The sequence below is a fragment of the Methanobacteriaceae archaeon genome, assembly GCA_013403005.1.
GTDB lineage: Archaea > Methanobacteriota > Methanobacteria > Methanobacteriales > Methanobacteriaceae > Methanobacterium.
The window spans coordinates 27501-51216 of the sequence record JACBOA010000004.1; the positions used below are offsets into that span (position 1 = coordinate 27501).

Annotated in this window: 18 protein-coding genes and 1 other RNA gene (1 of these 19 running past the window's edge); 6 read left to right on the forward strand and 13 right to left on the reverse strand. The window is 36.8% G+C overall.

Translation table 11 applies throughout. The features are described 5' to 3' along the window. Window positions 1–8, forward strand: an RNA gene (gene rnpB / locus HVN35_04210) — RNase P RNA component (it extends 300 nt beyond the left edge of the window). Window positions 9–63: 55 nt separating this feature from the next. Here the strand turns inward: rnpB and HVN35_04215 are convergent. From HVN35_04215 to grpE, 7 genes are all read right to left on the reverse strand, one after another. Further along, a complete protein-coding gene (locus tag HVN35_04215; protein ID NYB51750.1) occupies window positions 64–3552 on the reverse strand; it encodes a PAS domain S-box protein in 3489 nt (1162 codons plus the stop codon). A 404-nt stretch (window positions 3553–3956) separates the two neighbouring features. Beyond that, window positions 3957–4436, reverse strand: coding sequence for a DUF308 domain-containing protein (locus HVN35_04220; protein ID NYB51751.1), 480 nt, complete (start codon window positions 4434–4436; stop codon window positions 3957–3959). A 330-nt stretch (window positions 4437–4766) separates the two neighbouring features. Further along, window positions 4767–5642 carry a hypothetical protein gene (locus tag HVN35_04225; GenBank protein NYB51752.1) on the reverse strand — a complete coding sequence of 292 codons (876 nt, stop codon included), beginning with the start codon at window positions 5640–5642 and terminating at the stop codon, window positions 4767–4769. 142 nt (window positions 5643–5784) lie between these two features. Continuing rightward, window positions 5785–6153, reverse strand: a complete 369-nt coding sequence (locus HVN35_04230) for a carboxymuconolactone decarboxylase family protein (protein NYB51753.1) — start codon at window positions 6151–6153, stop codon at window positions 5785–5787. 361 nt (window positions 6154–6514) lie between these two features. Continuing rightward, window positions 6515–7678 carry a molecular chaperone DnaJ gene (gene dnaJ / locus HVN35_04235; protein NYB51754.1) on the reverse strand — a complete coding sequence of 388 codons (1164 nt, stop codon included), beginning with the start codon at window positions 7676–7678 and terminating at the stop codon, window positions 6515–6517. A 300-nt stretch (window positions 7679–7978) separates the two neighbouring features. Further along, complete coding sequence (gene dnaK, locus HVN35_04240) at window positions 7979–9841, reverse strand: molecular chaperone DnaK (GenBank protein NYB51755.1); 1863 nt, start codon at window positions 9839–9841, stop codon at window positions 7979–7981. Window positions 9842–9874: 33 nt separating this feature from the next. Further along, window positions 9875–10414, reverse strand: a complete 540-nt coding sequence (gene grpE / locus HVN35_04245; protein ID NYB51756.1) for a nucleotide exchange factor GrpE — start codon at window positions 10412–10414, stop codon at window positions 9875–9877. 383 nt (window positions 10415–10797) lie between these two features. On the opposite strand from grpE, the gene HVN35_04250 reads away from it, so the two are divergent. Beyond that, a complete protein-coding gene (locus HVN35_04250; GenBank protein NYB51757.1) occupies window positions 10798–11301 on the forward strand; it encodes an ArsR family transcriptional regulator in 504 nt (167 codons plus the stop codon). 39 nt (window positions 11302–11340) lie between these two features. Here HVN35_04250 and hypF read toward each other — a convergent pair whose 3' ends face one another. After that, on the reverse strand, window positions 11341–13689 hold the full coding sequence (hypF, locus tag HVN35_04255; protein NYB51758.1) for a carbamoyltransferase HypF: 2349 nt from the start codon (window positions 13687–13689) through the stop codon (window positions 11341–11343). Window positions 13690–13981: 292 nt separating this feature from the next. Further along, window positions 13982–15211 carry a GDP-mannose 4,6-dehydratase gene (locus tag HVN35_04260; protein NYB51759.1) on the reverse strand — a complete coding sequence of 410 codons (1230 nt, stop codon included), beginning with the start codon at window positions 15209–15211 and terminating at the stop codon, window positions 13982–13984. A gap of 186 nt (window positions 15212–15397) precedes the next feature. On the opposite strand from HVN35_04260, the gene HVN35_04265 reads away from it, so the two are divergent. Together HVN35_04265 and larB are read left to right on the forward strand one after the other, a co-directional pair. Further along, window positions 15398–16771 (forward strand): MFS transporter, encoded by a 1374-nt coding sequence (locus HVN35_04265; protein NYB51760.1) that lies wholly within the window; start codon window positions 15398–15400, stop codon window positions 16769–16771. Between the two features lie 163 nt (window positions 16772–16934). Continuing rightward, window positions 16935–17702 carry a nickel pincer cofactor biosynthesis protein LarB gene (gene larB, locus HVN35_04270; GenBank protein ID NYB51761.1) on the forward strand — a complete coding sequence of 256 codons (768 nt, stop codon included), beginning with the start codon at window positions 16935–16937 and terminating at the stop codon, window positions 17700–17702. A 170-nt stretch (window positions 17703–17872) separates the two neighbouring features. Here the strand turns inward: larB and HVN35_04275 are convergent, their stop codons facing one another. From HVN35_04275 to HVN35_04285, 3 genes are all read right to left on the reverse strand, one after another. Continuing rightward, the gene (locus HVN35_04275; protein ID NYB51762.1) at window positions 17873–18682 is read right to left on the reverse strand and encodes a phosphatase PAP2 family protein; all 810 of its coding nucleotides are present in this window, start codon (window positions 18680–18682) and stop codon (window positions 17873–17875) included. Window positions 18683–18785: 103 nt separating this feature from the next. Then, on the reverse strand, window positions 18786–19121 hold the full coding sequence (locus HVN35_04280) for a winged helix-turn-helix transcriptional regulator (protein ID NYB51763.1): 336 nt from the start codon (window positions 19119–19121) through the stop codon (window positions 18786–18788). Window positions 19122–19519: 398 nt separating this feature from the next. Beyond that, window positions 19520–20251 (reverse strand): epoxyqueuosine reductase, encoded by a 732-nt coding sequence (locus HVN35_04285; protein ID NYB51764.1) that lies wholly within the window; start codon window positions 20249–20251, stop codon window positions 19520–19522. Window positions 20252–20586: 335 nt separating this feature from the next. Here HVN35_04285 and HVN35_04290 point away from each other — a divergent pair, with 335 nt between their 5' ends. Beyond that, window positions 20587–20952 carry a cupin domain-containing protein gene (locus tag HVN35_04290; GenBank protein NYB51765.1) on the forward strand — a complete coding sequence of 122 codons (366 nt, stop codon included), beginning with the start codon at window positions 20587–20589 and terminating at the stop codon, window positions 20950–20952. A 270-nt stretch (window positions 20953–21222) separates the two neighbouring features. Here HVN35_04290 and HVN35_04295 read toward each other — a convergent pair whose 3' ends face one another. Next, window positions 21223–21735 carry a DUF1802 family protein gene (locus tag HVN35_04295; GenBank protein ID NYB51766.1) on the reverse strand — a complete coding sequence of 171 codons (513 nt, stop codon included), beginning with the start codon at window positions 21733–21735 and terminating at the stop codon, window positions 21223–21225. A 95-nt stretch (window positions 21736–21830) separates the two neighbouring features. Between HVN35_04295 and HVN35_04300 the strand changes: the two genes are divergently transcribed. Beyond that, a complete protein-coding gene (locus tag HVN35_04300) occupies window positions 21831–23714 on the forward strand; it encodes a site-specific DNA-methyltransferase (protein NYB51767.1) in 1884 nt (627 codons plus the stop codon). Window positions 23715–23716 lie beyond the last annotated feature (2 nt).

Consider the following 23716-nt stretch of genomic DNA (forward strand, 5'->3'; position numbering starts at 1 on the left):
CAGCAGGCCATGAAATCTAATTAAAGTTAGTTTTGAGAGTTAGTTTTGAGATAATTCCTATACTTATGTGGAGTGTTTTGATGGGATTTTAACAATAAAAGTTGTTCCATCTTTCTCTATAAATTCCAAAGTTCCTTCACACTGTTCTACGAAGGTATTAACCAGATCCAAACCATTGTCCTTTTTTCCCAAGGAAGTCTGGGTTGGTAGCCTGATACTATTATCAGATACTTTAATCACGAGATTATCATCTTCAGATAACACTTCCACCCTAATCTCTCCTTTATCATTAGGGAAGGTATGTTTGAAAGAATTTATCACAAGTTCGGTTATAATCATGCCTGTTAATAATGAATTTTCCATATCTAAGGACAAATCATTGGCTTCAATTTCAAGGTCAATATTCTCTGCCTCAGGAGAACGTGGAATATCACTTAAGATATTATCAAGGTATTCCTGTAGATTCACATCTTCCAGGTTGTTAGATTGGTATAATGTTTCAGGTATTGTTTCCAAAGATCTCAGATAGCTGCGACCGTCCTCTAATTTTTTAATCATATCATTTATAAGGATATCAGAATGGAATCTGTTCAGGTTTGATATCATTTTTATGTTGGTCAAAACTCCTTTACGCATATTTTTAATGATATTCTCTTTCTTTTCAAGAGATTCTCTTACAATGCGTTCTGAATTTTCCAGATTCGATATTCTGGCATCATAATCATTTTTAATGCGATTAATCTCTTTATCTTTTTCTTTAATCTCATTTCGAATCTGATTTTTGGTATCTTCAAGGTTTTTTTCCGCTTTGATTCTATTAGCTTTCTCTAAATCTAAATCTTCACGGGCACTGTTAAGTTCGTTTATTTTATTTTCAATCTCCTTTTCCAGTCGTTCCTGTGATTCCCTTAAAGATAGTTCAGAGTTTCTTAAATCACTTATTTGTTTTTTGAGTGTGTTGATTTGGTTTTGGTTTTCCTGTTTTTGTTTTTGTAGTTGTTTTTCTGTTTGTTCTCTGGTGTTGATTTCTGTTTCTATTTTTTGGCGTAGTTCTTTTAGTTGGTTGTTTTTGGTGTTTATTTCGTTTTTGAGTAGTTTTATGTTTTCTTTGTAGGAGTTTTCCCTTTCTTGGAAGATTTTTAGTTCTATTTTCTGGTTTTTTATGGTTTCTGTTAGGTCGTGTGCTTCTTTTTTGTGGTTGCTTATTTGTTTTTTGAGTGTGTTGATTTGGTTTTGGTTTTCTTGTGTTTCTTTTTGTTGTTGTTGGAGTTTGGTGGTTTGTTTTTGTAGTTGTTTTTCTGTTTGTTCTCTGGTGTTGATTTCTGTTTCTATTTTTTGGCGTAGTTCTTTTAGTTGGTTGTTTTTGGTGTTTATTTCGTTTTTGAGTAGTTTTATGTTTTCTTTGTAGGAGTTTTCCCTTTCTTGGAAGATTTTTAGTTCTATTTTCTGGTTTTTAATGGTTTCCATCAAATCCTGTAATTCTTCACTGTATTCTTCATACTTTTTGTTACTTATTTTTTCAAAATCATCTATTTTTACTTTTTTTTCATCCAATTTAGATTCAAATGACTTTTTAAGATCTTCAATTTCTTTATCCTTCTCTTTTAAAGAAACTTGAAGCTTTTTAATGTTATTTTTAAATTCTTCAATTAGAAGGTGGCTTTGAGTAACATCACGCCCTACTGATTGATACTCGGAAATATTCCCCTCCTCATCAAAATTTGCTTTAGTAACCCATTGCCACCATTTAGTATCACCATCAGGCATTTTCATGGGACTTTCAAAGATTTTAACAGGATTTTCTTCATCCAATGACTTCAAATGAACTTTCATCTCATCAGAATCTTCTTCAGTAAGTGAAAAAACTAAACCAGACTCATTTTTCATACCAAAGCATTGATAATAGGCTCTATTAGCGAATGTGAGCTCTAAATCTTTATTAAAACGGCATATTATTTCGCTTTGATCATCTACTACCGAACTATAAAGGTTTTCATTTCTTTCCAGATTTTCTTCCCTTTTCTGAATGTCAGTGATGTCATCTAAAAGAATAACCAGGCCTTTGAACAGGTTATAAACCTTTATCTCAATATTTAAAAATTTTTCATCTTTTTGGAAACTTTTAATTACATTTGAAGGCTGTTTAGTTTCTAATGTATTCCTGCACATGGTCTCCAGTTCTTCATCCCAAAGTGGTTTAATGGATTCAGAAAGGGATTTACCAATAATGTCACTGTTTTTCAAGCCTAAGAGTTCATTGAATTCATTATTAAAATAAAAGGATTTTAAATCTCCATCGAAGGCTATCACTGCCTGATCTAATGTATTCAAAATTTCTAAATGGAGTTTCTCGTTATCTATATGAGATTCTTCTCGTTTCCGGGGGGTAGATATGTCCTGGAATTGGACTAAATATCCTTCAACTGTTTCATCTAACTTTAAAGGACTTATGTAAAGGCTTAAATATATCGAATCTTCGGTTTTGATGTTTAATCCAAATTCTCTTAATTCTTCAGCACTAAATTGACATTTCGCACTGATCTTTGAGTCTTCTTTCAGGGCTTTGATATCTTCAGCTTCCATTTTGAAAGATTCGAAAAGTCTAAAACTTCTTAGTTCTTCGACTTTTTCTGCGCCAAAAAGCTTAAGACAAGCTGGATTTGCATTTACCAACTCTCCTTTTTTGTTGAATATCTCAGTTGCCACCAGGGAATCTTGAATCAGCGACTTCTGATAAAATTTGTTCAACTGTTTTTCCATTGCAGACTCACTTGGGGACTGAATGGGGATTTTTTCCTCGAAATTTTCCTTACTCAATTCTTTGAAAACTAGACTAGCTCCTATAACTTCATTATTATCGTAAATAGGGTTAAAACTGTACTCTAAATTAATATTTTTCCCAGTATCCTGTTTAATAACGGATCTGTCCGTAATCCCTGCTTTATTATTTATAAAAATTTCTTCCAAATAGTTGGTAAAGTCTTTTTCATCATTGATATCCTTAATTGGAAATACCTCATACAGATATTTTAATAAAATTTTTTCGCTTTCAGAACCAGTTAAATCAGATGCAACTTTATTAGAATATCTAATGATTCCTTCAGAGTCTATTACTATTATTCCTAAATCTTTAGAATTAGTTTCGAGCCTTTTTCCAATTTCTATCAATTTTTTCCAAGTATCATGTCCAGAAAGCACGGATTTGATCTTGTTTTGAAGTTCGTGTTCTTCGTAAGGTTTTATTAAATAAGCGTCTGGATTGGTGCTTTCAGCCCTTTTTCGCGTTTTAATATCATCATATGCAGTTATATAAATAATGGGAATGTCTTGTTCACTTTTAATTTCTTTAGCAGCATCCACTCCATCTCCTTCGCCCTTAAGCATCACATCCATTAAAATAAGATCAGGTTTCATTTCTTTGGCTTTTTTAACAGCCTCTTTACGTGAGAAAGCAAATGATGGAACTTTATAACCCCAATTTTTCAGTTTTCTCTGAATTTCCATTGCAGTAAGTCCTTCGTCTTCAACTACTAAAATTTTTGCCTCCGACATCAAACCCCTCCTCACGTGATCTTTATAAACCTTCAAAAATTTTAAATAAGTAACAATATTGTTAGGTATAACCAATTTATGTGTTGTTCATCTATTTAATATTAACTTATTTTGTGGTGAAAAAAATATAAATGAATAGAATACATCTATGAATTCATTTAAAGGCATTTAACTATATTAATATCTCCAAATCAATAAAAATTCAAGTATTTGTATTTTTTTTTAAATTAATTCTTTCATATGCTTATATATAAAAAAATTCGGATAAAAATTCGCTGAAATTTTAAATTAGTAAATTTTCACTGCTATGATTCATAATTGGAGATTTTAAAAATAGCCGAATATGAGTGGGCCCTGAAAAATAAAAAAATAAAAAAATAATGGGAATTATTGGGTTTACTAGTTTAGTCTTTCTGTAAAAAAATCAAAATTCCGGTTATTAGCAACCATAGGCCGATTAATATTCCCAGATAGAATGGGTCGGAAATTAAGTATCCGAATATAAGGTATACGAGCCCGATAATTATGGCAATCACTCCGTTCCATCGACTACCTCCAGCTTTAGTAAACACGGCAACAATACCTACTATGATCAGGAATAAACCTGCCATATAGACCAATAACCCTGCCACGAAACTGAAAAGACCGGGATTTAAAATAAATCCAAGACCCAGTACCAGGGCTATGATTCCTAAAACTATTTCCAGCAAACCCAAACCAGTGCTTACTTCTCTGTCAGTTAAACCAGCCAGGATAAGTCCTATACCTAAAAATGCAACTCCTAAACCGGTAAGCACACTTAAGGGGACAACTCCTAGCATGGGAATGGCCAGTACAATTATACCCAGAATTATCAGTATTATGGCCAAATTATTTTTTTGCATATTTTTTCCCTCCTAGTCAATATTCACGAATTTGAAAAATCCATCTCTTTGATATATTATATTTTCTATTAGTATTAAATTTTTTGATAGCCTCAAATCTATCTGATTATTCCCTTAAAAGCTCAAAAACAGTTCAATCCCAATTAACACCGCATTTTAAACCATTATTTTTCGGAAGGATTTGATAAGGGTAACTCCTATTTTTCACGGAACAGGTTAAGCAAAGCTGATAAAAGCAATAATACGGCCAGATAGTAAGAGAGAAAACTATGGTTTATATCTAATTAACTTAATTATTACCACTTTTCTCTCTTCATTTGCTTTTATCCTTCATTTTAGTAATATGATTTCCAGTCCCAAATCCACCACTAAAAACAGTATGGCGATGAAAACCATGCGACGGAATGGTAATTCATACCCTTCTCTCACCAAGCCCATGATCAATCCCAGAAATGCCACGGAAGCCGCTAGAAAGCGGATGTCGAATTGCAGCTTGGGATCGCCAGTAACAAGGGCATAAAACCTTAAAAGAGAGACTAAAAGGAGGGCAAATCCAATTATGGAAATCAGATAATATATTCTTTCATTAACAGCCTGGTAGCATATTTTGATGGAGGAGGCACATTCTTCTGATTTCATCATCTCAATACTTTCAGGATCCATAAGGAACACATAATTTTTCCCTTTATCTTTTTTGGTAACATAATCTGCCTCAGAATTCAGTGAAAATTGTTTAATTTCTCCATCCTTACATTTTAAACTGGCATGTGCCTGTATTCGATTTCTTGCCAGTTTTAAGCCTGGTGGGAGAGTTAAAGAACCTTTGTCTAACATATAACCATCCACTTCGAAGGTGCTGGTATATCCAAGGTCCCACCTTGATAATTCAAAACGCGGATCTTTAACGGTGAACTTTACATTTAAACGCACTTTATACAATCCCTCTTGGTCAGGAGTGCAGGTCCACCTGTTCAGATCACCTAAATCAATTATCAGATGATTATTTTCCTTAAAAAAAGTTAATTCCCTGCCAAGATTCACACCATAAACTTTTAATCCTATCACATGTTTCTCAATATCTTTTAAAAGAGGTATTATAAGCACGGTTTCATCAGTGGCCATATCCAAGGTTAAATTGACTTTCCTACCTAAAGCAGGTCGTATTTGATCTTCAATGTGCCATTTATCACTTAGAAGTTTGATCATAAGCCCCCAACTCCTCATATTAGACTAAATCTTTCAATAATATACTTCCGTAGATACTATGTATGTTAATGGTTTTTTTAATTAACGGAAAAAGAAAATCTTAAGGAAAAAATAAAATCTAAATTTTTATTCTACTTTATTATCACTCTTTAAACTTGTCATAAACTCGCAGTGACTTTGAAAGAGCAGTGGTTTCTGCAATGGATGCTCCTATGTTAATAGCCAGAAGTAATTCTTCGTCAGAGGCTCCAAACTTCCTAGCCACTTCCAAATGAGTGCCAAGGCAATGGGATGATCCAAGAGCAGCAGCAGCTCCAATGGATATAAATTCTTTTATGAGGGGTGTTAATGTATTGTCCACCATCAGAACTTCAAATTTATCAAAATAGGCCTTTAGAGCCGGTGGGTTGGCTTGTAAAACTTGGAAGATAGGGGGCACGAAACCAAAATAACCACTGATCTTGTCCAGTATCTCTTCTACATCTATTTCCTGATTCTCATCATACTTCACGGGATCACATCTTAAAAGTGTATTTCAAGTTATAGTCAATTAAATGCAATTTTATCACAAATAAATAATTTTACTTTTCCTGGGACTGTAAAGTTATTGGGGGGGTTGATGGATATCTGCAATAAAATTTGCCTTAAATTGTCTTTGTTTGGTGAAAGAACCATAATAAACGAATTTTAAATTTTAATGAAAACTCCAACACCTGTTAACTTTACAATCACCTTTTCCTGGTAGGTGGGGACAATAAAAACAATAAACAGGGGTTAATAAAAAATAAAAAGGAAATATAATGAAATATTTGATAAAAAAGTAAAAAAGGATTTTAAGATAAAAATTGTCTTTTTAAACTGGTCTGGAATTATCAGTGGCTGATGGCATCTTTTACTTTATCAAAAAAACCTTTCTCTTCCTCATAAATCTCTTGGCCACTAATATCAGCAAACTCTTCTAAAAGTTCCTTCTGACGGGGGCTGAGTTTCTTGGGAGTGATAACTTTAACTTTCACGTAAAGATTCCCTTTACCATTCCAGCGTAAATGAGGCATCCCCTGGCCTTTTATCCGGAAGGATGTGCCGGTCTGAGTTCCTTCAGGTATTTTAAGCTCCACTTCTCCATCAATGGTTGGTATATCTACCTTATCCCCCAGAGCAGCCTGCACAAAGCTGATGGGTTTTTCATAGTAGAGATTGGCTCCTTCCCTTTTAAAGTACTTATGAGGTTTCACCCTTATAAGAACATAAAGATCTCCTGGTGGTCCGCCCCGTTTACCAACATCTCCTTCTCCAGGAACGCGTAAACGGGACCCGTCCTCCACACCAGGAGGGATTTTAACATGTATGGTGCTTTTTTGCCGGACAATTCCCTTACCATGGCACTCATGGCAGGGGTTGTCAATTATTTTACCTTCGCCACGACAGACATTGCAGGGGCGGATGGTTGCAAACTGGCCCAGGGGGGTGTTCTGCACATGGCGCACCTGACCACTACCTCCACAAGTATCACAGGTTCGGCTTTCAGTTCCAGGCTCGGCTTTGGATCCGTTACATCTTGGACAGGTCTTTTTATGTGGTACTTCGATGTCCTCTTCCAATCCGTGTGCTGCATCTTCCAGGGTGATTTTCATTTCATAGAGTACATCAGCTCCCTGCTGGGGGCCGTCACGGCGACTTCCTCCAAATCCAAAAAGGTCGAATATGCTCTCGAAACCACTGGCTCCCCCGCCACGACTTCCTCCGAAGCCGAAGCCACGGAAAATGTCTTCGAAGTTGATATTGTTAAAGATGTCTTCCTGACTGAATCCACCCATTCCAGCATGACCATACTGGTCATAGGTGTTTCTTTTCTCATCATCAGAAAGAACTGCGTAGGCTTCACTTATTTCTTTGAATTTTTCCCCTGCTTCAGGGTCTTCACTTACATCAGGGTGATATTCCATGGCCAACTTCCGGTAGGCCTTTTTAATATCTTTTTTGCTGGCTCCTTTTTCCAGTCCCAGTACTTCGTAGTAATCACGCTTCTCTGCCATGGTTAATCTTCCTCAAATACTATGAATTCTATTAAATGGATGATAATATTAATGGGATGAAAATGTGAATTTAAAACCAATTCTAATATAATATGATGATTAATATGATTCTAATAATGATTTTGTAATTCTAAATTATTTTGCATGTACTTAGTAATTTTATTTTACTTAGTAGTGAATAATGCAATGCTAATGTCTGTTTCTTTTTAGTAAAATAAATATAATAAAAATTGTGGGTGTGGGGAGTTGAACACTATTCATCCCCACCATTATATGTTTGCTGCTTTGGGTTTACTGGACCTATTTTTTAACCTCATAGTCGGCGTCTATGGTGTCGTCACCAGAATCTGAATCTGCACTACCTTGAGCATCCTGGCTCTGCTGTTTTTGGGCCTGTTCTTGCTGGGCTTGCTGGTAAATGGCAGCTCCCACTTCTTGCACAGCTTTGGTTAATTCTTCAGTTTTGTTTTTAATGGCTTCCACATCATCTCCGCCCACAACTTCCCGGAGTTCCTTGACCAGTTCTTCGATTTTAGTCTTCTGGTCCGGTTGAACTTTGTCAGCCAGTTCATCCAGGGTTTTCTCAGCAGTGTAGATCATGGAATCTGCATTGTTACGGATTTCCACTTCTTCCTGGCGTTTTTTATCCTCTTCAGCGTGCTGTTCGGCTTCCCTAATCTTCTGTTCAATTTCATCCTCAGATAGTTTGTTGGGTGCGGTAATGGTTATGGCCTGTTCTTTACCAGTTCCCATATCCTTGGCTGAAACATTGAGGATACCGTTAGCATCTATGTCGAAGGTAACTTCGATCTGGGGCATTCCACGCGGTGCTGGTGGTATTCCAACCAGCTGGAACCTGCCCAGAGTGGTGTTTCCAGTGGCCACTGATCTTTCACCCTGCAATACGTGTATATCCACTGAGGTCTGGTTGTCAGCAGCGGTGGTGAAAACCTGGCTTTTCTTGGTGGGTATGGTGGTGTTTCTTTCGATTAATTTGGTGAAGACTCCTCCCAGGGTTTCAATTCCCAGGGATAAGGGGGTAACATCCAGTAAAACCAGGTCTTTGATTTCTCCGGCGAGAACTCCTCCCTGGATGGCGGCTCCCACAGCCACACATTCCATGGGATCAATTCCCCTTTCAACTGGTTTGCCAATGTAATCTTCCACGAATTTCTGGACTATGGGCATTCTGGTAGGTCCTCCCACCAGGATGATTTTATCCACATCGTTTTTGGTCATTTTAGCATCTTTCAGGGCCTGTTCCATAGGTCCGGAGCAGCGTTTGATGATGGAATCCACCAGTTCTTCCAGTTTAGCCCGGGTTAGGGTGTGTGTTAAGTGTTTGGGGCCGTCCTGGGTGGCGGTTATGAAAGGTAGGTTGATTTCAGTGGTTAGGGTGGTGGATAATTCGATTTTAGCTTTTTCAGCAGCTTCTCTGAGTCTCTGTACTGCCTGATCATCGTTCATGAGGTCCACGCCGGTGTCTTTCTTAAATTCTTCGGCCAGGTAGTTCATGACTGCAGCATCCATGTCAGTACCACCCAGTTTGGTGTCTCCACTGGTGGATTTAACTTCGAATACTCCTCCTCCGAATTCCATGATGGTCACATCCAGGGTTCCTCCTCCGAAGTCGAAAACCATGATTTCCAGTTCATCTTCACTGGATTTGTCAATACCATAGGCCAGGCTGGCAGCGGTGGGTTCATTAACCAGTCTAACTACATCCAGACCGGCAATGGTCCCCGCGTCCTTGGTGGCTGTTCTCTGGTTGTCGTCGAAGTAAGCAGGCACGGTAATAACTGCTTTTTTAACTTCTTCACCCAGGAATGCTTCAGCATCTTTTTTGATTTTCTGCAGGATAAAAGCGGAGATCTCCTGGGGAGTATATTGCTTGCCAGCAATTTCTACCTTGTAATTGGTTCCCATTTTTCTTTTAATAGAGGTAATGGTTTTTTCAGGATTGGTTACAGCCTGTCTTCTGGCAGGTTCACCCACCAGGCGCTGACCATCATCAGTGAAGGCCACGTAACTGGGGAATGATTTACCGTACTGGGTGGCTCCCTCTGCACTGGGTATGATGGTTGGTTTTCCACCAATTAACACCGCAGCAGCGGAGTTACTGGTTCCTAAGTCAATTCCAATTATTTTTTCTGTTTTAGCCATATAAATTCACCTCTTGCATTATAATAGTTCTAATTAATCATTTTTTTTACAAACTTTAACTTTAGAATACTTTATAACCTTAGAATTCAATTTGTAACCTTTACAAAGTTCTTCAATTACTTCTCCGTTTTCAAAGTCATCATGATCCTCTGCCATAAGTGCTTCGTGTTGATATGGGTCGAATTTCTCTCCTTCAGCAGGGATTTTCTCTAATCCTTCCTCTTCCAGAACTTTTTTAAGTTTCTTGTAGATTAGCTCCACACCTTCCTTGAGTTCATCGGACTTTCCGGATTCAAGGGCTCGTTCGAAATCCTCATATGCATCTAATATTTTTAAGATAAGTTGTTCGTTGGCGTAACGGATTTGATCACTTAATTGTTTTTCTGTTCGTTTTTTAAAGTTCTCGAAATCAGCCTGAAGTCTTAGTAACTGTTCTTTGTACTTTTCTAATTCCTGGTCTTTTTTAACAATTACCTCTTCCTTCTCCTTTAGTTCATCATTTTTTTCCTGGATCTGGGATTCCAATTCCTTCAGATCCTTTTGCATCTTTTTTTCGTCCTTTTTATCACTCATTTATTCACCTTTCGTGGTGGATGGGAAGATAAGTAACTTACCATTATAGTTACTATTGGTTATATAAACCTTTTGAAAATCATGGTTATAGTTACCAAAAGTTATATAAATTATTGTAACCAAACGTTATATAAACCTTTCTAAAAATAGTGATTATAGTAACTCATAGTTACCATAATATATTCGGTGTCTTAGATATTATCTGGTGTCATCATGTTTTCTTCACATTCACTGTAATTGAAATATTTTTAAAAATTGGAAGAATAGTAAGATGAACTGTTTTAAAAAAATAAGGATTTAAGATAAATCGAAGATAAAAAAAGTAAATAAAAATATTAGCACTAACTAGCACTATATAAAATACGACGATAAAGTGATAAATGATGGATTTAGAGTTATTGCTGGATGTAATGGGCTGCAAAACCCGTCGAGATATACTGGATCTTTTAAGGGATGAGCCTCGTTTTGTAAGCCAGATATCCAGAGAACTGGAGATTGGTCAGAAAGCTATAATTGAACATCTGCGTGCTATGGAAGAAGCAGGACTTCTTAGTTCTTCATTCCAAAAAATAGAGCGTGGAAGGCCAAGAAAATACTATGACATATCCCATGATGTGGAATTCCAGATTTTCATTAGTCAGGGTAACATAAGGGTAAAGTCACCTGGCCATGAATTCCAGGAACTGCAGATATTGGAGGAACGTGCCCGTAGAGGGGATGATGTTTCATCTGAATTGGAACAGCTCATCCAAAACTATGATGAGGCTAAAAAACACGCTGAAATACTTCTGAAACAGCTAGATGATAGAAAAAGAGCCCTGAAAATACGTTCCTTTAACTTGCCAGTTATGTTCGGAGATGAAGAATCTCAGGATGAGGAGCCTTGAATGGCTCCTTCTTAATGATTTTATAATCAAGTTTCGCCATTACTTCTTTTTGCATCTTAAAGCAGCTACTGCAGCCTGTCCCAGGGAAACAGAACCATCACCTGCACAACTATTCTTATGCTGGAGGAAACTGAAACCCGCATCCTCCACAACTTTTTTAATGGTCATACTAATGGCTTCATTGTAGAAAACCCCTCCTGAACCGCCAATAACTTCAACCCCCTTCTTATCCGCAGCTTCAATGGCCAGTTCTGCCAGTCCCTGGGAAACAGCCCTCTGTGCAGAGCAAGCTAGATCCCTAACGGGTTCTCCTTCCATTTTTTTCTCCAGGACATATAAAAGAATCCTTGAAGTATCTAAAACACTTCTACCGTCATTTTTAACGATTTTAATGGGTATGGGGTAAACATCTTTACCATGATAAGCTGCAGATTCCAGTTTCATAGCACACTCGCCTTCATAAGTTCTCTCTCCACAAATATGCATGGCAGCAGAAAGAGCATCAAGAACACGACCTGTGCTGGTGGTTTCTGTGAGATTGAAGTCCTTATCCAGCTGATTGGCTACCACATCCACTTCCTTTTCTCGGTGGGGGAAATAGTCAACATAACTGGTTTTCATGATTTCAACAATTTCTTCTTTATCATAAAGGGAGTATAACATGGCCATCATCATCCTGGCAGGATAACGGGTGGTTAAATCTCCTCCAGGCATTTTATGGGGTATTAAACTGGCTAATCTTTCGTATTCTGCTCCATTGGAGTAAAGGATCTCCCCACCCCAGGCACCTCCATCAGCACCATAACCCACACCATCGGCAGCAATACAGATAAGCTCATCCACACCCCAATCCATGGATAGGGCAGCAGCATGGGCATGATGATGTTGAACCTTTAAAACAGGACATTTAAACCTATCTCCCAGTTTATAGGCCAGTTTAGTGGTGAAAAATTGAGGATGAAGATCACAGGTCACCACATCAATTGAACTGGTTCGAGTAATTCTCATCATGTATTCAATTGCTTCCTGGAGGTAGAGGAAAGTCTCATATTTGGTTGTGTCTCCAATATGTTGAGATACATAACATTTACCTTCTTTAAGGAGGGAGAAAGTAACATCAATCTCCGGTCCCAGGGCCAGCACATTCAAATCCTTAGTGATGGTGGAAAAATCGTATGGTTCAGGCACATAACCCCGTGACCTGCGGATGAATGCCAGATCACCACCACGGAAGCGCACCACACTATCATCGCATCGGTTTACAATCTCACGGTTGTGTAATAAGAAATAATCAGCCACATTTTCCAGTTTATTTATTATTTCCTGATTCTGGGTTAGCATGGGCTCTCCCGGCATGTTAGCAGAGGTCATGATATAAGCTGGTGTATCAGTGTAGCTGAAAAGCAGATGATGCAGTGCAGAGTAGGGAAGCATCACCCCTAAATTATGTAGATCCGGAGCAACATAAGGGGATAAATAGTAACTTTCACTCTTTTTGAGCACAACAATGGGCCTACTCCGGGATAATAGTGTTTCCTCTTCAAAATCAGCCACCTCTGCAAAGGTACGAATGGTGCCAATAGAGGGGGACATGCAGGCGAAGGGTTGGTTCATTCTACCCAGCCTCTCACGCATTTTGACAACTGGCAAGTCATCAAGGGTATTGGCCACCAGATGAGTACCCCCAATGCCCTTTATAGCCAGTATATTACCTTCATCTAAGAGTTCAGCCGCATTTTTAATGGGATTTTCCGAATCCATCCGTTCTTCATGGTAAAGGAAAACTTCAGGGCCGCACACCGGACAGCAAGTAGCCTCAGCATGGTAACGCCGGTCTTCCGGGTTCTGGTATTCCACTCTACACTCCGGACAAAGTGGAAATTCCTCCATGGAAGTTCGCTCACGGTCGTAGGGAATAGATGTGATAACTGTGAAGCGTGGCCCGCAATCAGTACAGGCAGTGAAAGGATAACTGTAACGTCTATCCCCCTCTTTCATCACTTCAGCCAGACAATTATCACAGGTAGCCACATCAGGAGGTATAACCGAGGATCCGGAGAAGTTAGCTGAGCTTTCCCGTATCTGAAAATCAGTGAAATCCGGTGTAATATTCTCCTCGCAGCGCTCAATTTTCAATGAATCAATCTTGGATATAGGCGGTTTTTTAACCTTTAAATCATTTAAAAAGGTTTTAATATCTTTTTCATCACCCTCAACTACTATTTCAACCACATTGCCAAGGTTACGTACATATCCATTAAGTTCCAGGTTCCGGGCTAGTCGGTAGACATTTGGTCGGAAGCCAACTCCCTGTACAATTCCCTGGACAATTATGCATGCTTTTTTCAATTTAGAGCCTCTTATTCTAATTTTAAACAGATTAAACATTAATTCGTAATAATCGGAAGTCTAGATACTTTTCTTTAAGATTAATTTTATTGCAGTTAAATTTTTTATTCAGGTAACATAGATAAATTCCCAAACCAAATAAATCTTCTTTCGCATTATGAACCTATAAGGATTAGATTTCATACCAGTTCCATTCAACTTTTTATTTGATTTTGAGCAATTTATAAGTGGAATAAATCTGCATGTAATGACTCCTTGCAGCCTAATGGTGCTAAATATAAATTTTTTTATTAATTTAGATTGATCAAAAAGATTATTATAAGATAAAACCTCAGATTCTGTTTTTTTCATGGTCAAAAAAGTTCAACTGGTCTTCTATAATATCACTGAGGCTGTATTCAATTTTTCCACCAATTTTCTGAATTTTTTCATTACTGGAAAGGATCAGGGGAATTTCTGCGGGTCTGAACCGGTTGGGATTGAATTCGATAAGCACCTTCCCCTGGCTGCTGTTAACAATAATACCCTTATCAGGGATGGTGAATTCAAGTTTACCTTCCAGCATCAGCTGATCTACCCGGGTTTTAACAAATTTTACTCCGAAAAAGGGATTGTTATTTAGTTCCGTGGGGTTATCAACAGTTTTACCACCCTTAATAGATTCAATACTGCTAATAGTCCAACCAGCCTGTTCCAATCCCAATAATATATAACTGAGGACCGAGTTGGTTCTCATGGATCCCTGATTATAAACTTCACCTTTCTGGCCTTTATCAGCCAGTAGAAGATATCCTTTTATAATATCATTCACATGGGACCAGTCACGGAAGGCATTAAGGTTTCCGATAACAATACGGTCTGATTCTCCATATTTAAGTCTCATAATCTGGCTGGTGATGACGGATGTGACAAACATCATTCCCCTACCAGCACCTTCATGGTTAAATGCCCGTGACACCACAGTATCCAGACCATAAGACTGGTGATAATTTTGCATCAAGTAATCTCCGTACACCTTGGATACTGCATATGGTGACAGGGGACGGAGGGGATTGCTTTCCTTAACTGGTAATTCTGGAATGTTTACAGGTTCCGGGAAAACTGTCTTATGCTGTTGTTTAACACGCAGGTACTGTTCCTCTGAGGATATGACCATACCATATTCATCACCTGAACCAGCAAACACAATCTTAGTATCCAGATCCTTTATGCGCACGGCTTCTAAAAGGTTCAAAGTTCCTATGCAATTAATATTCTGAGTTTCCAGGGGTTGGTGGAAGGAGAATTCAACAGATGATTGAGCTGCCAAGTGAAAAATAAAGTCAGGTTGGGAATTATCAAGAGCATTGGCCAGGGAAGTTATATCCGTAAGATCACCTTCCAACAGGATCAACTTATCTTCAATACCCTTGTCAATTAAGTTTTTTTCCATGGCATCAATGTCCTCAGGCCTTACAAAACCATATACATCTGCACCACTATCTAAAAGCTCTTTTGCTAAATAAGACCCAACAAAACCGTTAGCCCCTGTTATCAGAACATTTTTTTCATTCCAGTTCATATATATCTTCCTAAAACCTCTAAAACCTTAATATTTAGGTTTGACACTGATATCATAATTCAAATATCAGAATTTCCCCGTGTATATCAAATCATGATGTAAATTAAACTTAGTGAATTATCTAATTAAATAATTCTTTTTGGAACCCATATTTTAATAGTAATATATGCAAAAATATAAAATTCAATGACTGATTATCTGAATAAACATCTGATTTTGATAATTACCAGCATATCTTCATTTTTAACACCTTTCACTGGATCAGCTCTCAACATTGCCCTTCCTTCGATTTCTAATGAACTAGCCAACAATGCAATTTTGTTAAGTTGGCTGCCACTGTCTTTTTACCTGGTAACAGCCGTTTCCACCATTCCTCTGGGGAGGATTGCAGATATATATGGTATTCGTAAGATATTTACCTATGGGGTGATAATTTTCACATTATCTTCTTTTCTAGCTGGTTTGTGCATGTCCATGGAAATTCTAATAGTTTTCAGAGCACTTCAGGGTATGGGGAGTGCTATGATGCTGGTAACTGGATTGGCAATGTTAGTTGTAATATTTAAAACAGGGGAGAAAGGTAAGGCTATTGGGATTAACAGTGCTGCAGTTTTTATGGGAATGTCATCCGGGCCATTAATAGGTGGTTTTTTAACACAGTTTATTGGATGGAGGAGCATTTTCTTCACAACAGCGATATTGGGATTAATAGCAATTCTTTTTTTCCAAAAAACTGGTGATAATAAATTCAATGTAAAATCTGCTGGTAAATTTGATATCAAAGGTTCTCTAGTTTTTAGTTTAACTCTGTTAATTCTACTAATTGGATTTTCCAATATTTACACTGATCCAGGGAAAATAATGGTTTTAACTGGATTAATAGGCATTCTAAGCTATGTTTTCCTGGAATTGGAAGGGAAAATTAATGTTTTGAACCTGAACATATTATTAAAAAGCAAAAATTTCATTATGGGGAACATAGCCATTTTCATAAGCGTAATTGGATCAGTTGCTGTGGCATTTCTTCTAAATCTCTATTTACAGTATATAAAAGGATTAGATCCTGGTTCTGTGGGGATAATTTTAACAATACAACCACTGTGCATGATCTTAATATCTCCCTTAGCCGGAGAACTTTCAGACAGATTTAAAGGCGAAATAATAGGATTAATAGGTCTAACTATATCTAATATATCCCTTTTTTCATTGGCATTCATCAATTCTTACACCAATCTAAATTTAATACTGTTCTATTTGGCCCTTCTGGGTATTGGTTTAGGATTATTCTCTGCACCCAATACCCATGCTATTTTAGGGAATGTGAAACCAAAGTTCTATGGAGTGACCTCGGCCATGGTCAGCACCATGCGAATGACTGGACAAACCTTCAGCATGTCCTTAATAATTCTAATATTTTCCAAATATCTGGGTTATGGTCAAATAATCCCTGAAAACTATCCTTCACTTCTTTCTAGCATCCAGATAATTTTCTTTATCATTGCAATCATTTCATTGGGTGCTGTGTTTGCCTTGGGGATATTATGTTGGAAGTATTCTTGAAAATTTAACCTCTCAAATTATTATAAAGAACCAGTAGAATCTTTAAACTATAAAAAACTGCCTTTAAAAATAAATACTCCTCAATATATAGTGCGCGTGGAATGCAACTGTTTTAAATGTTCTAGTATGATATAAATAAAATATACTGGTGAGGCATGATGATATGAAGAAAATACTTCAGGAACTAGTCAAGGGTCATATATCAATGGAAGAAGCTGAAAAACGGCTTAAAATCATGCAAATAGATGAATTAGGAGATTTTGCTAAAATAGACTCTGCTAGGGATATTCGAACTGGTTTTCCTGAAGCAGTTTTCGCCGAGGGAAAGGATGACGAAGAACTGGTAGAGATAATCCAGGGATGTTCGAAACAGAGAAGGGTGCTGGTAACTCGTTTAGAAGACGAAAGGTACCAAAAAATCAAAAAAGAACTTGAATTTCTTCAAAAAGAAGGGTTTAAAATAGAATACAATCACAAAGCCCGAATTTTACTCCTTAAAGATCATGAAATAGAAAAACAGGGAAAAATTGGAATAATCACTGCCGGCACCTCAGACATACCAGTAGCCGAAGAAGCTCGTGTGGTGGCTGAGGAAGCAGGGTGTGAAGTTTTAACATCTTATGACGTGGGAGTGGCAGGTATACACAGATTATTTTCCCAGATACGGCGTATGTTGGAAGAAGATGTGAAGGCCATAATTGTAGTTGCAGGCATGGAAGGAGCACTACCCTCAGTGGTTGCCGGACTGGTGGATATTCCAGTAATTGGAGTTCCCACTTCAGTAGGTTATGGGGTAGGGGCAGGGGGATTCGCAGCCCTTAATGCCATGTTACAATCCTGTGCCCCGGGAATAGCCGTGGTAAACATTGATAATGGATTCGGAGCAGCAGTATTCGCCGCAACTGTAGTAAAACAAACAATTAATGGCTAGATTTGGTATGGGGTTGTGCTTTCAAATTAATAACTATCATTGAATGTTTGTTTTAAGGGTTCTATATCGGATTTTTGGGTTAGGTGTAATTGAGGATTATTAATAATTTGAGGTAATAATTCTGGGGGATGGATTAGATTATGAATGCAGTATATTATTAAAAGATTATTTTAAGGGATAAAATAGACCTTGAAGTACAGTAGATAATCCCAGCTAAAAATAATAAAGCTCAAATAGAGGATTACAAAAATCATTGCGTACCATTTTTCGTTTTGAAGGTTGAATTTTCCAGTGTGGAGTAACCACTGTAATAAACTGGTTAAAATAACCATTAAGATGATTGCAAATCCAATTCCAAATAAAACATCCGAAAGATAATGGACCCCCACCAAAATCCGGCTAAAAGCCAGCGATATGGCGTAAATAAGAATTATCAATGCTAAACATATCTTCATCCAACTTCTTTTGAATGTGGCATCATCAGTCAAAAAACAGATTATCAGTGGCAGCGTCCCTGCAAATGACTGGAAGGCATGTCCAGAGGGAAACGAGAACCCGCTGGAGTAATATAGGGCATTAAGATCTAGATGTGCCACTTGCGGCCGCGGACGTGCAAAAAAATCCTTTAGAATGGGGTCTACAATAGGATTGCCAATAGCCAATATCATAATGGATAAAAAGAACACTAAGCGATATTTTTTCAAGATTTCAACCTTGAAAGATGCTAAATAAACGGTCAGAAGAGGCAATCCAACAAGATAAAGCATATATTTGGTATAAATATACCAGAAATCTGCAAAAAACGGATTAGTGCGCAGGGAATTAAAACTGGCCACTAAGTAATAATCAAATCCATAGCTCAAATAGGCAATAAAAGCAATTATCCATAAAATAAAGGCAAATAATAGTAAAATCAGCTTCTTCTTGGTTCCAAACTCAAATAATTTCAGTTGAGAATTATTAGGGGGGTTAATGTCCATTTACAATCACATGTTGAATTGATAAAGGAGATGGTGTTGGTCAGATTGAAATACTACATATTGGATGGTTAATTGGATATTAAATCTATTAAGGTTAGTTTCCCTAATTTTCATCAGAGTCACAGTATTTCTTTCCCCACTCGCATAAAGAGTCTAAAATGGGAAGTACAGACTCTCCCTTGGGTGTAAGGGAATACTCCACTTTAGGGGGAACTTGTGGATAAACTTTTCTATTGATTATCCTGTCTTTTTCCAGTTCTCTAAGGGTTTTGGTAAGCATTCTCTGTGTAATATCCGGTAATTTCTTATTTATCTCACTAAACCTCAATTTCCCGTCCTTTAATGAACACAAAACCAATGATTTCCATTTACCACCTATCTGGTTAATGGCAGCTTCTACTGAACAGATATATTCATGGTTTTCACCATTAACGGTCATTTTATCACCCCCTGAACTAAGAGCGCAGTGACTAAATGCATATCAAAATATATTTTTGATATTGTTATCAGACTAGTTAATGATATAATTTATGATAGTAAGTATACTTTTTGTAAGTATATATGATTATTGTCAGTACATATTTTATATACTATTACTTACCTTTTTATATTGTTAATATGTTGAGGTGAAAAAATGCAAGTAAAATTCGATTTACAACATTTCTGCTGTGGTCCTAAAGGATGTGAATTAGAAGTAGTATACGGCGAAATGATGGATGCAGAAGATTAATAGATTTTTTTTATTAAATAAAAATTTCTATTCTTCTATTTTTTTTATTTAAACTCTAAGTGTTTTATTTGAAGTTTTATTTGAAGTTTGTTAAATTTTAATGGCATTTATTTAATCCTGTTGCCATTCATTTTTTTCTTTCTTCCGTGCGGACAGATATAAATGCACAATCCACAAACATTCCATTCTTCACCAGAACCCAAGTATTCTTCGCACTTACGGGCATCGTAACGCACATCTCTGTTTTCATCTTCATGAAAGGGAGCACCGGTGAATGCAGAAACAGGACAGATATCCACGCAGCCGGTGCAGTTCCCACAGTGATCATTCATTTTCTTCCCAGTGACTTTCAGTGGTGCATCGGTGGGAATGGTAATCCACCGCACCCTGGGGCCTGCTTGAGGGGTGATGAGAAGGCAACTTTTCCCAATCCAACCGTGTCCTGCCAGATTAGCTGCCAACTTATGGGAGATAACTCCACAGATCCGCTCGTCATCATATCGCTGAGAAGCAGGTATGGGAAGAGCCCTGAAACCTGCACTCTGAACACAACTGCTTAAACGTGAAGCCAGAAGGTCAAGTCTCATGTTTATAATTTCATAACCGTGATGGCGGTAGTTTAATGCCACGGAACGTTCTTCTCTGTGGGGAAGCTGATCTACAATACTGTCCATGATTCTCATGCCCAATGAAATAGCCCGGGGATAGGAAGCAACTTCATCACCACCCTGATCCCGGATAAAATCATGGGCAGATGAAAGGTCAGCCACACCATAAAAATCAGCACCTTCAAGAGAGGATATTTCTCGCAGATTCTGATCTAATTCTTCAATATCCATCTTGATGCCTTCATAACTCTTTTAGTAACTAAATTTAGCTTATTCTCTATATCCTTTCTTCACTTGTAAATTATTATTCATGTATTCAATTATCTATTTCAGCAGGATTATTATAAAAATCCAAACATTATAGAGGTGATTCAGATAAATAACGCTTCTTTAAAAGTGCATTTGTCAAAGATGACCTAATCTAGTGATTTTTCCACAACAGTTTCCACAATTTAAAATCCTTTTATGTATTTAATTATGGTTTATTTTGTCGTATAATTGTTATAATTGCACTCATATAATACTATAAATAGATATGATTGAATATAGTAAGTTAGGTGTTCCAAATGGAAGTTAATGTTATTAATTTCAAGGATAAATTCTCTAAAATAGATGAGTTACATTCTTACAAGGTTATTGCTCAAATGAATAATTACTATTTCAAAATTGTTAAAGCTAAAAGAGATTTTATATGGCATAGCCATCCAGAGACTGATGAAGTATTCTTGGTTATTCAGGGGAACCTACAAATTGATTTGAGGGATAAAACATTATATTTGAAGGAAGGAGAAATGGCAGTGATTCCAAAGGGAATTGAACATAAACCTTCGTGTGATGAAGAATGTCATGTATTGTTAATAGAACCATCAGACACTCTTAATACTGGTGATGCTGGAGGAGACCTAACAGATGAAAATGTTGAATGGATATAATCTAGATCTCTCCCATCTTTTCGATAGGATAGACGTTTATTTTAATTGTCAGATTTCATCCCACCATATCCTATGACATTTCAATCATTTGTTTTATGCATGGATCTGTGTATGGGTTTAAACCTTCATAGATTCTATGTGGATAGATGAATTGAGGTACTCATTCATTTGTAGTTTCAATTGTAATGTGCCTCCGAATAGTTACAGCATTCTTAAAAAGGATATATCCTTTATCTAGGCTACGAATACCATCTGTTCCACTATTTAGTTTCAAATCTCTTTTAATATTTCATCAAACTCCGAATCACTTAAAACAGGTTTTATACCTTCAAGAGATACTTCTTCTAAAAGATTAGCATATCTCATGCCCCTAGTACGTTCAGCCATAATTGGTTCCTTCAATTTATGAACCCTCAAAATCCACACAAAACCTTTTTTATTATGAAGGTAAGATTTAACATGGTCATTAGTCCAGATGTGAAACTTAGATAGGCCTCCAATCCTAGTAATAGGTTTTTCTATAATAGCTTCAAGTCTGGCGTAATATTTTATTTCCATTTTTTTATCATCAATAGTAGGTAAAGCGTTTTCTTCAACAAAGGATTGATATTCCTTTTTGAAACTATCTAAAGAACCTTCTTTTAATGCATAACTAATTGTAGGGTATAAGATGAATTCTTGGAGATTAGTTTTATATTTCCTGATAAGAATAGATTGTTTACCTTGTCCTAATGCTTCTACTGTAGCATTCCATTCATTGAGGCACTTCTTTATTTTTACCATGTAATAATCCCCCTAACTTGTACATAATTTTAATAATAAATATGATACTATAACAAATTAAGTATTTAGATTAGCTGGGGAGATGGTGATTGTAAATGTCTGATTCACTTGTAGAAGCTTTGCCAAAAATCTTAAAGCAAGGAAAACGAGAAGCACAAAGAATTTTAGACGGACTTTCAAAAAAGAATAGAATCACGTTACAAACAAATGAATTAGTTTTACCTTCTAAGGATAGCTCAGGTTTGTATAGAGGCCAGATAAAGGATATTGACGATAATGATTGGTTTAACCGATTAATTTATGGAGATAATTTGCTAGCTATGCAAGCTTTACTAGCGGGTGACAATAATTCACCCTCTCTTAGAGGTAAAATTGATTTGATCTATATTGATCCTCCATATGACTCAAAAGCAGATTATAGGACCAAAATACAATTACCAAATGTTGATATTGAGCAAAGACCCACAGTTATCGAACAATTTGCATATTCGGATACTTGGAAAGATGGAACCGCAAGTTACCTTCAGATGATGATCCCTCGACTTATTTTGATGAGAGAACTTCTTTCTGAGCAAGGTTCAATCTATGTGCATATTGATTGGCATGTTGGTCATTACTTAAAGGTTATTATGGATGACATATTTGGTAAGGATAACTTTGTTAATGAAATTGTTTGGTCATATGGAAAGATGGCTTCTTCATCGAAGAAATTTCTTGCGAATCACGATGTAATTTATTTCTATAAGAAATCTAACGATAATTATTTCATTCCTGTTAAAAATAAATTAGATAAACCAGTTAAACGTTTAGCAAGAGAAATGGTAGATGGAAAATTAAAAAATGCAAGAAACCCAGATGGCTCTGTTAAATATGTGATGATAACTGAGAAACTAGTAGATGATAACTGGGGAGACATTCCTAGAGTTATGCCTGCAAGTGGAGAATTCATAAATTACTCAACACAAAAACCTGAAAAGCTTATTAAGAGAATGATTGATTCTTCTTGTCCGGAAAATGGGATTGTTGCTGATTTTTTTGCAGGTAGTGGTACTACTGGGGCAGTTGCAGAAAAACTTGGAAGAAAATGGATATTATCAGATTTAGGAAAACCAGCGTGTATGATCACAAGGAAAAGAATGATAGATTTGAATTCTAAGCCATTTCTATTCCAATCTATTGGTGATTATCAGAAAGAACAATATGAAAAGTCGGAATTTAGAACAATTAGAGATTTAGCTCATGTAATCATTAACCTTTATGGTGCCACTCCATTCCCTGCTAATGAAGGTGCTCCAGCTAATGCAGGTTATATCAAACAATCGAGAACTCTCGTTGTTGTTGATTCTCCTTCTAAAATGACTGGTTATAATACTCTAAGAAGGGCTCAAGAGTTTAGAAACTCGTTTGCAGGAGGTTGGAAAAAGGTAGTAGTCTTGGGATGGAACTTTGTATCAAATATCGGAGAGATCATAAGTAGCTTAGATGACAAGAATCTTGAGGTTCTTGTAATTCCTGCTGATTTATTAGACACTTTAAAGACTAAAGCGAAGTATAAGAAATTAATTCAGTCAGGTAAGGTAAGGTTCTCTTCTCTCCAGTATTTAACTGTTAAACCTGTTCAAAAATCAGATTATGATTCAAATAATGATAAGATAACTGTGGAGCTAGATAATTATATATTACTTTCTCCAGATGCCCTCCCCCTTGATGAAAAAAACAAAGCTTTATTGGAGAATGTTATTAAAGAGGATCCTCTTAGCCTTATTGAATATTGGAGTATTGACCCTGATTATGATGGTGAAGTTTTCCGTAGTAAGTGGCAGGATTACCGTCAAAATGTTGCTAATGATAATGATCCGTTCCGGGTGATTCGTAAGGCAGAATTAATCATTCCTAAGGAAAATAGGAAAAGAAAAATCTGTGTTAAGGCTGTTGATGTGTTTGGTTTTGAAAGTGCGACCGTGGTAGAGGTGGAATAATT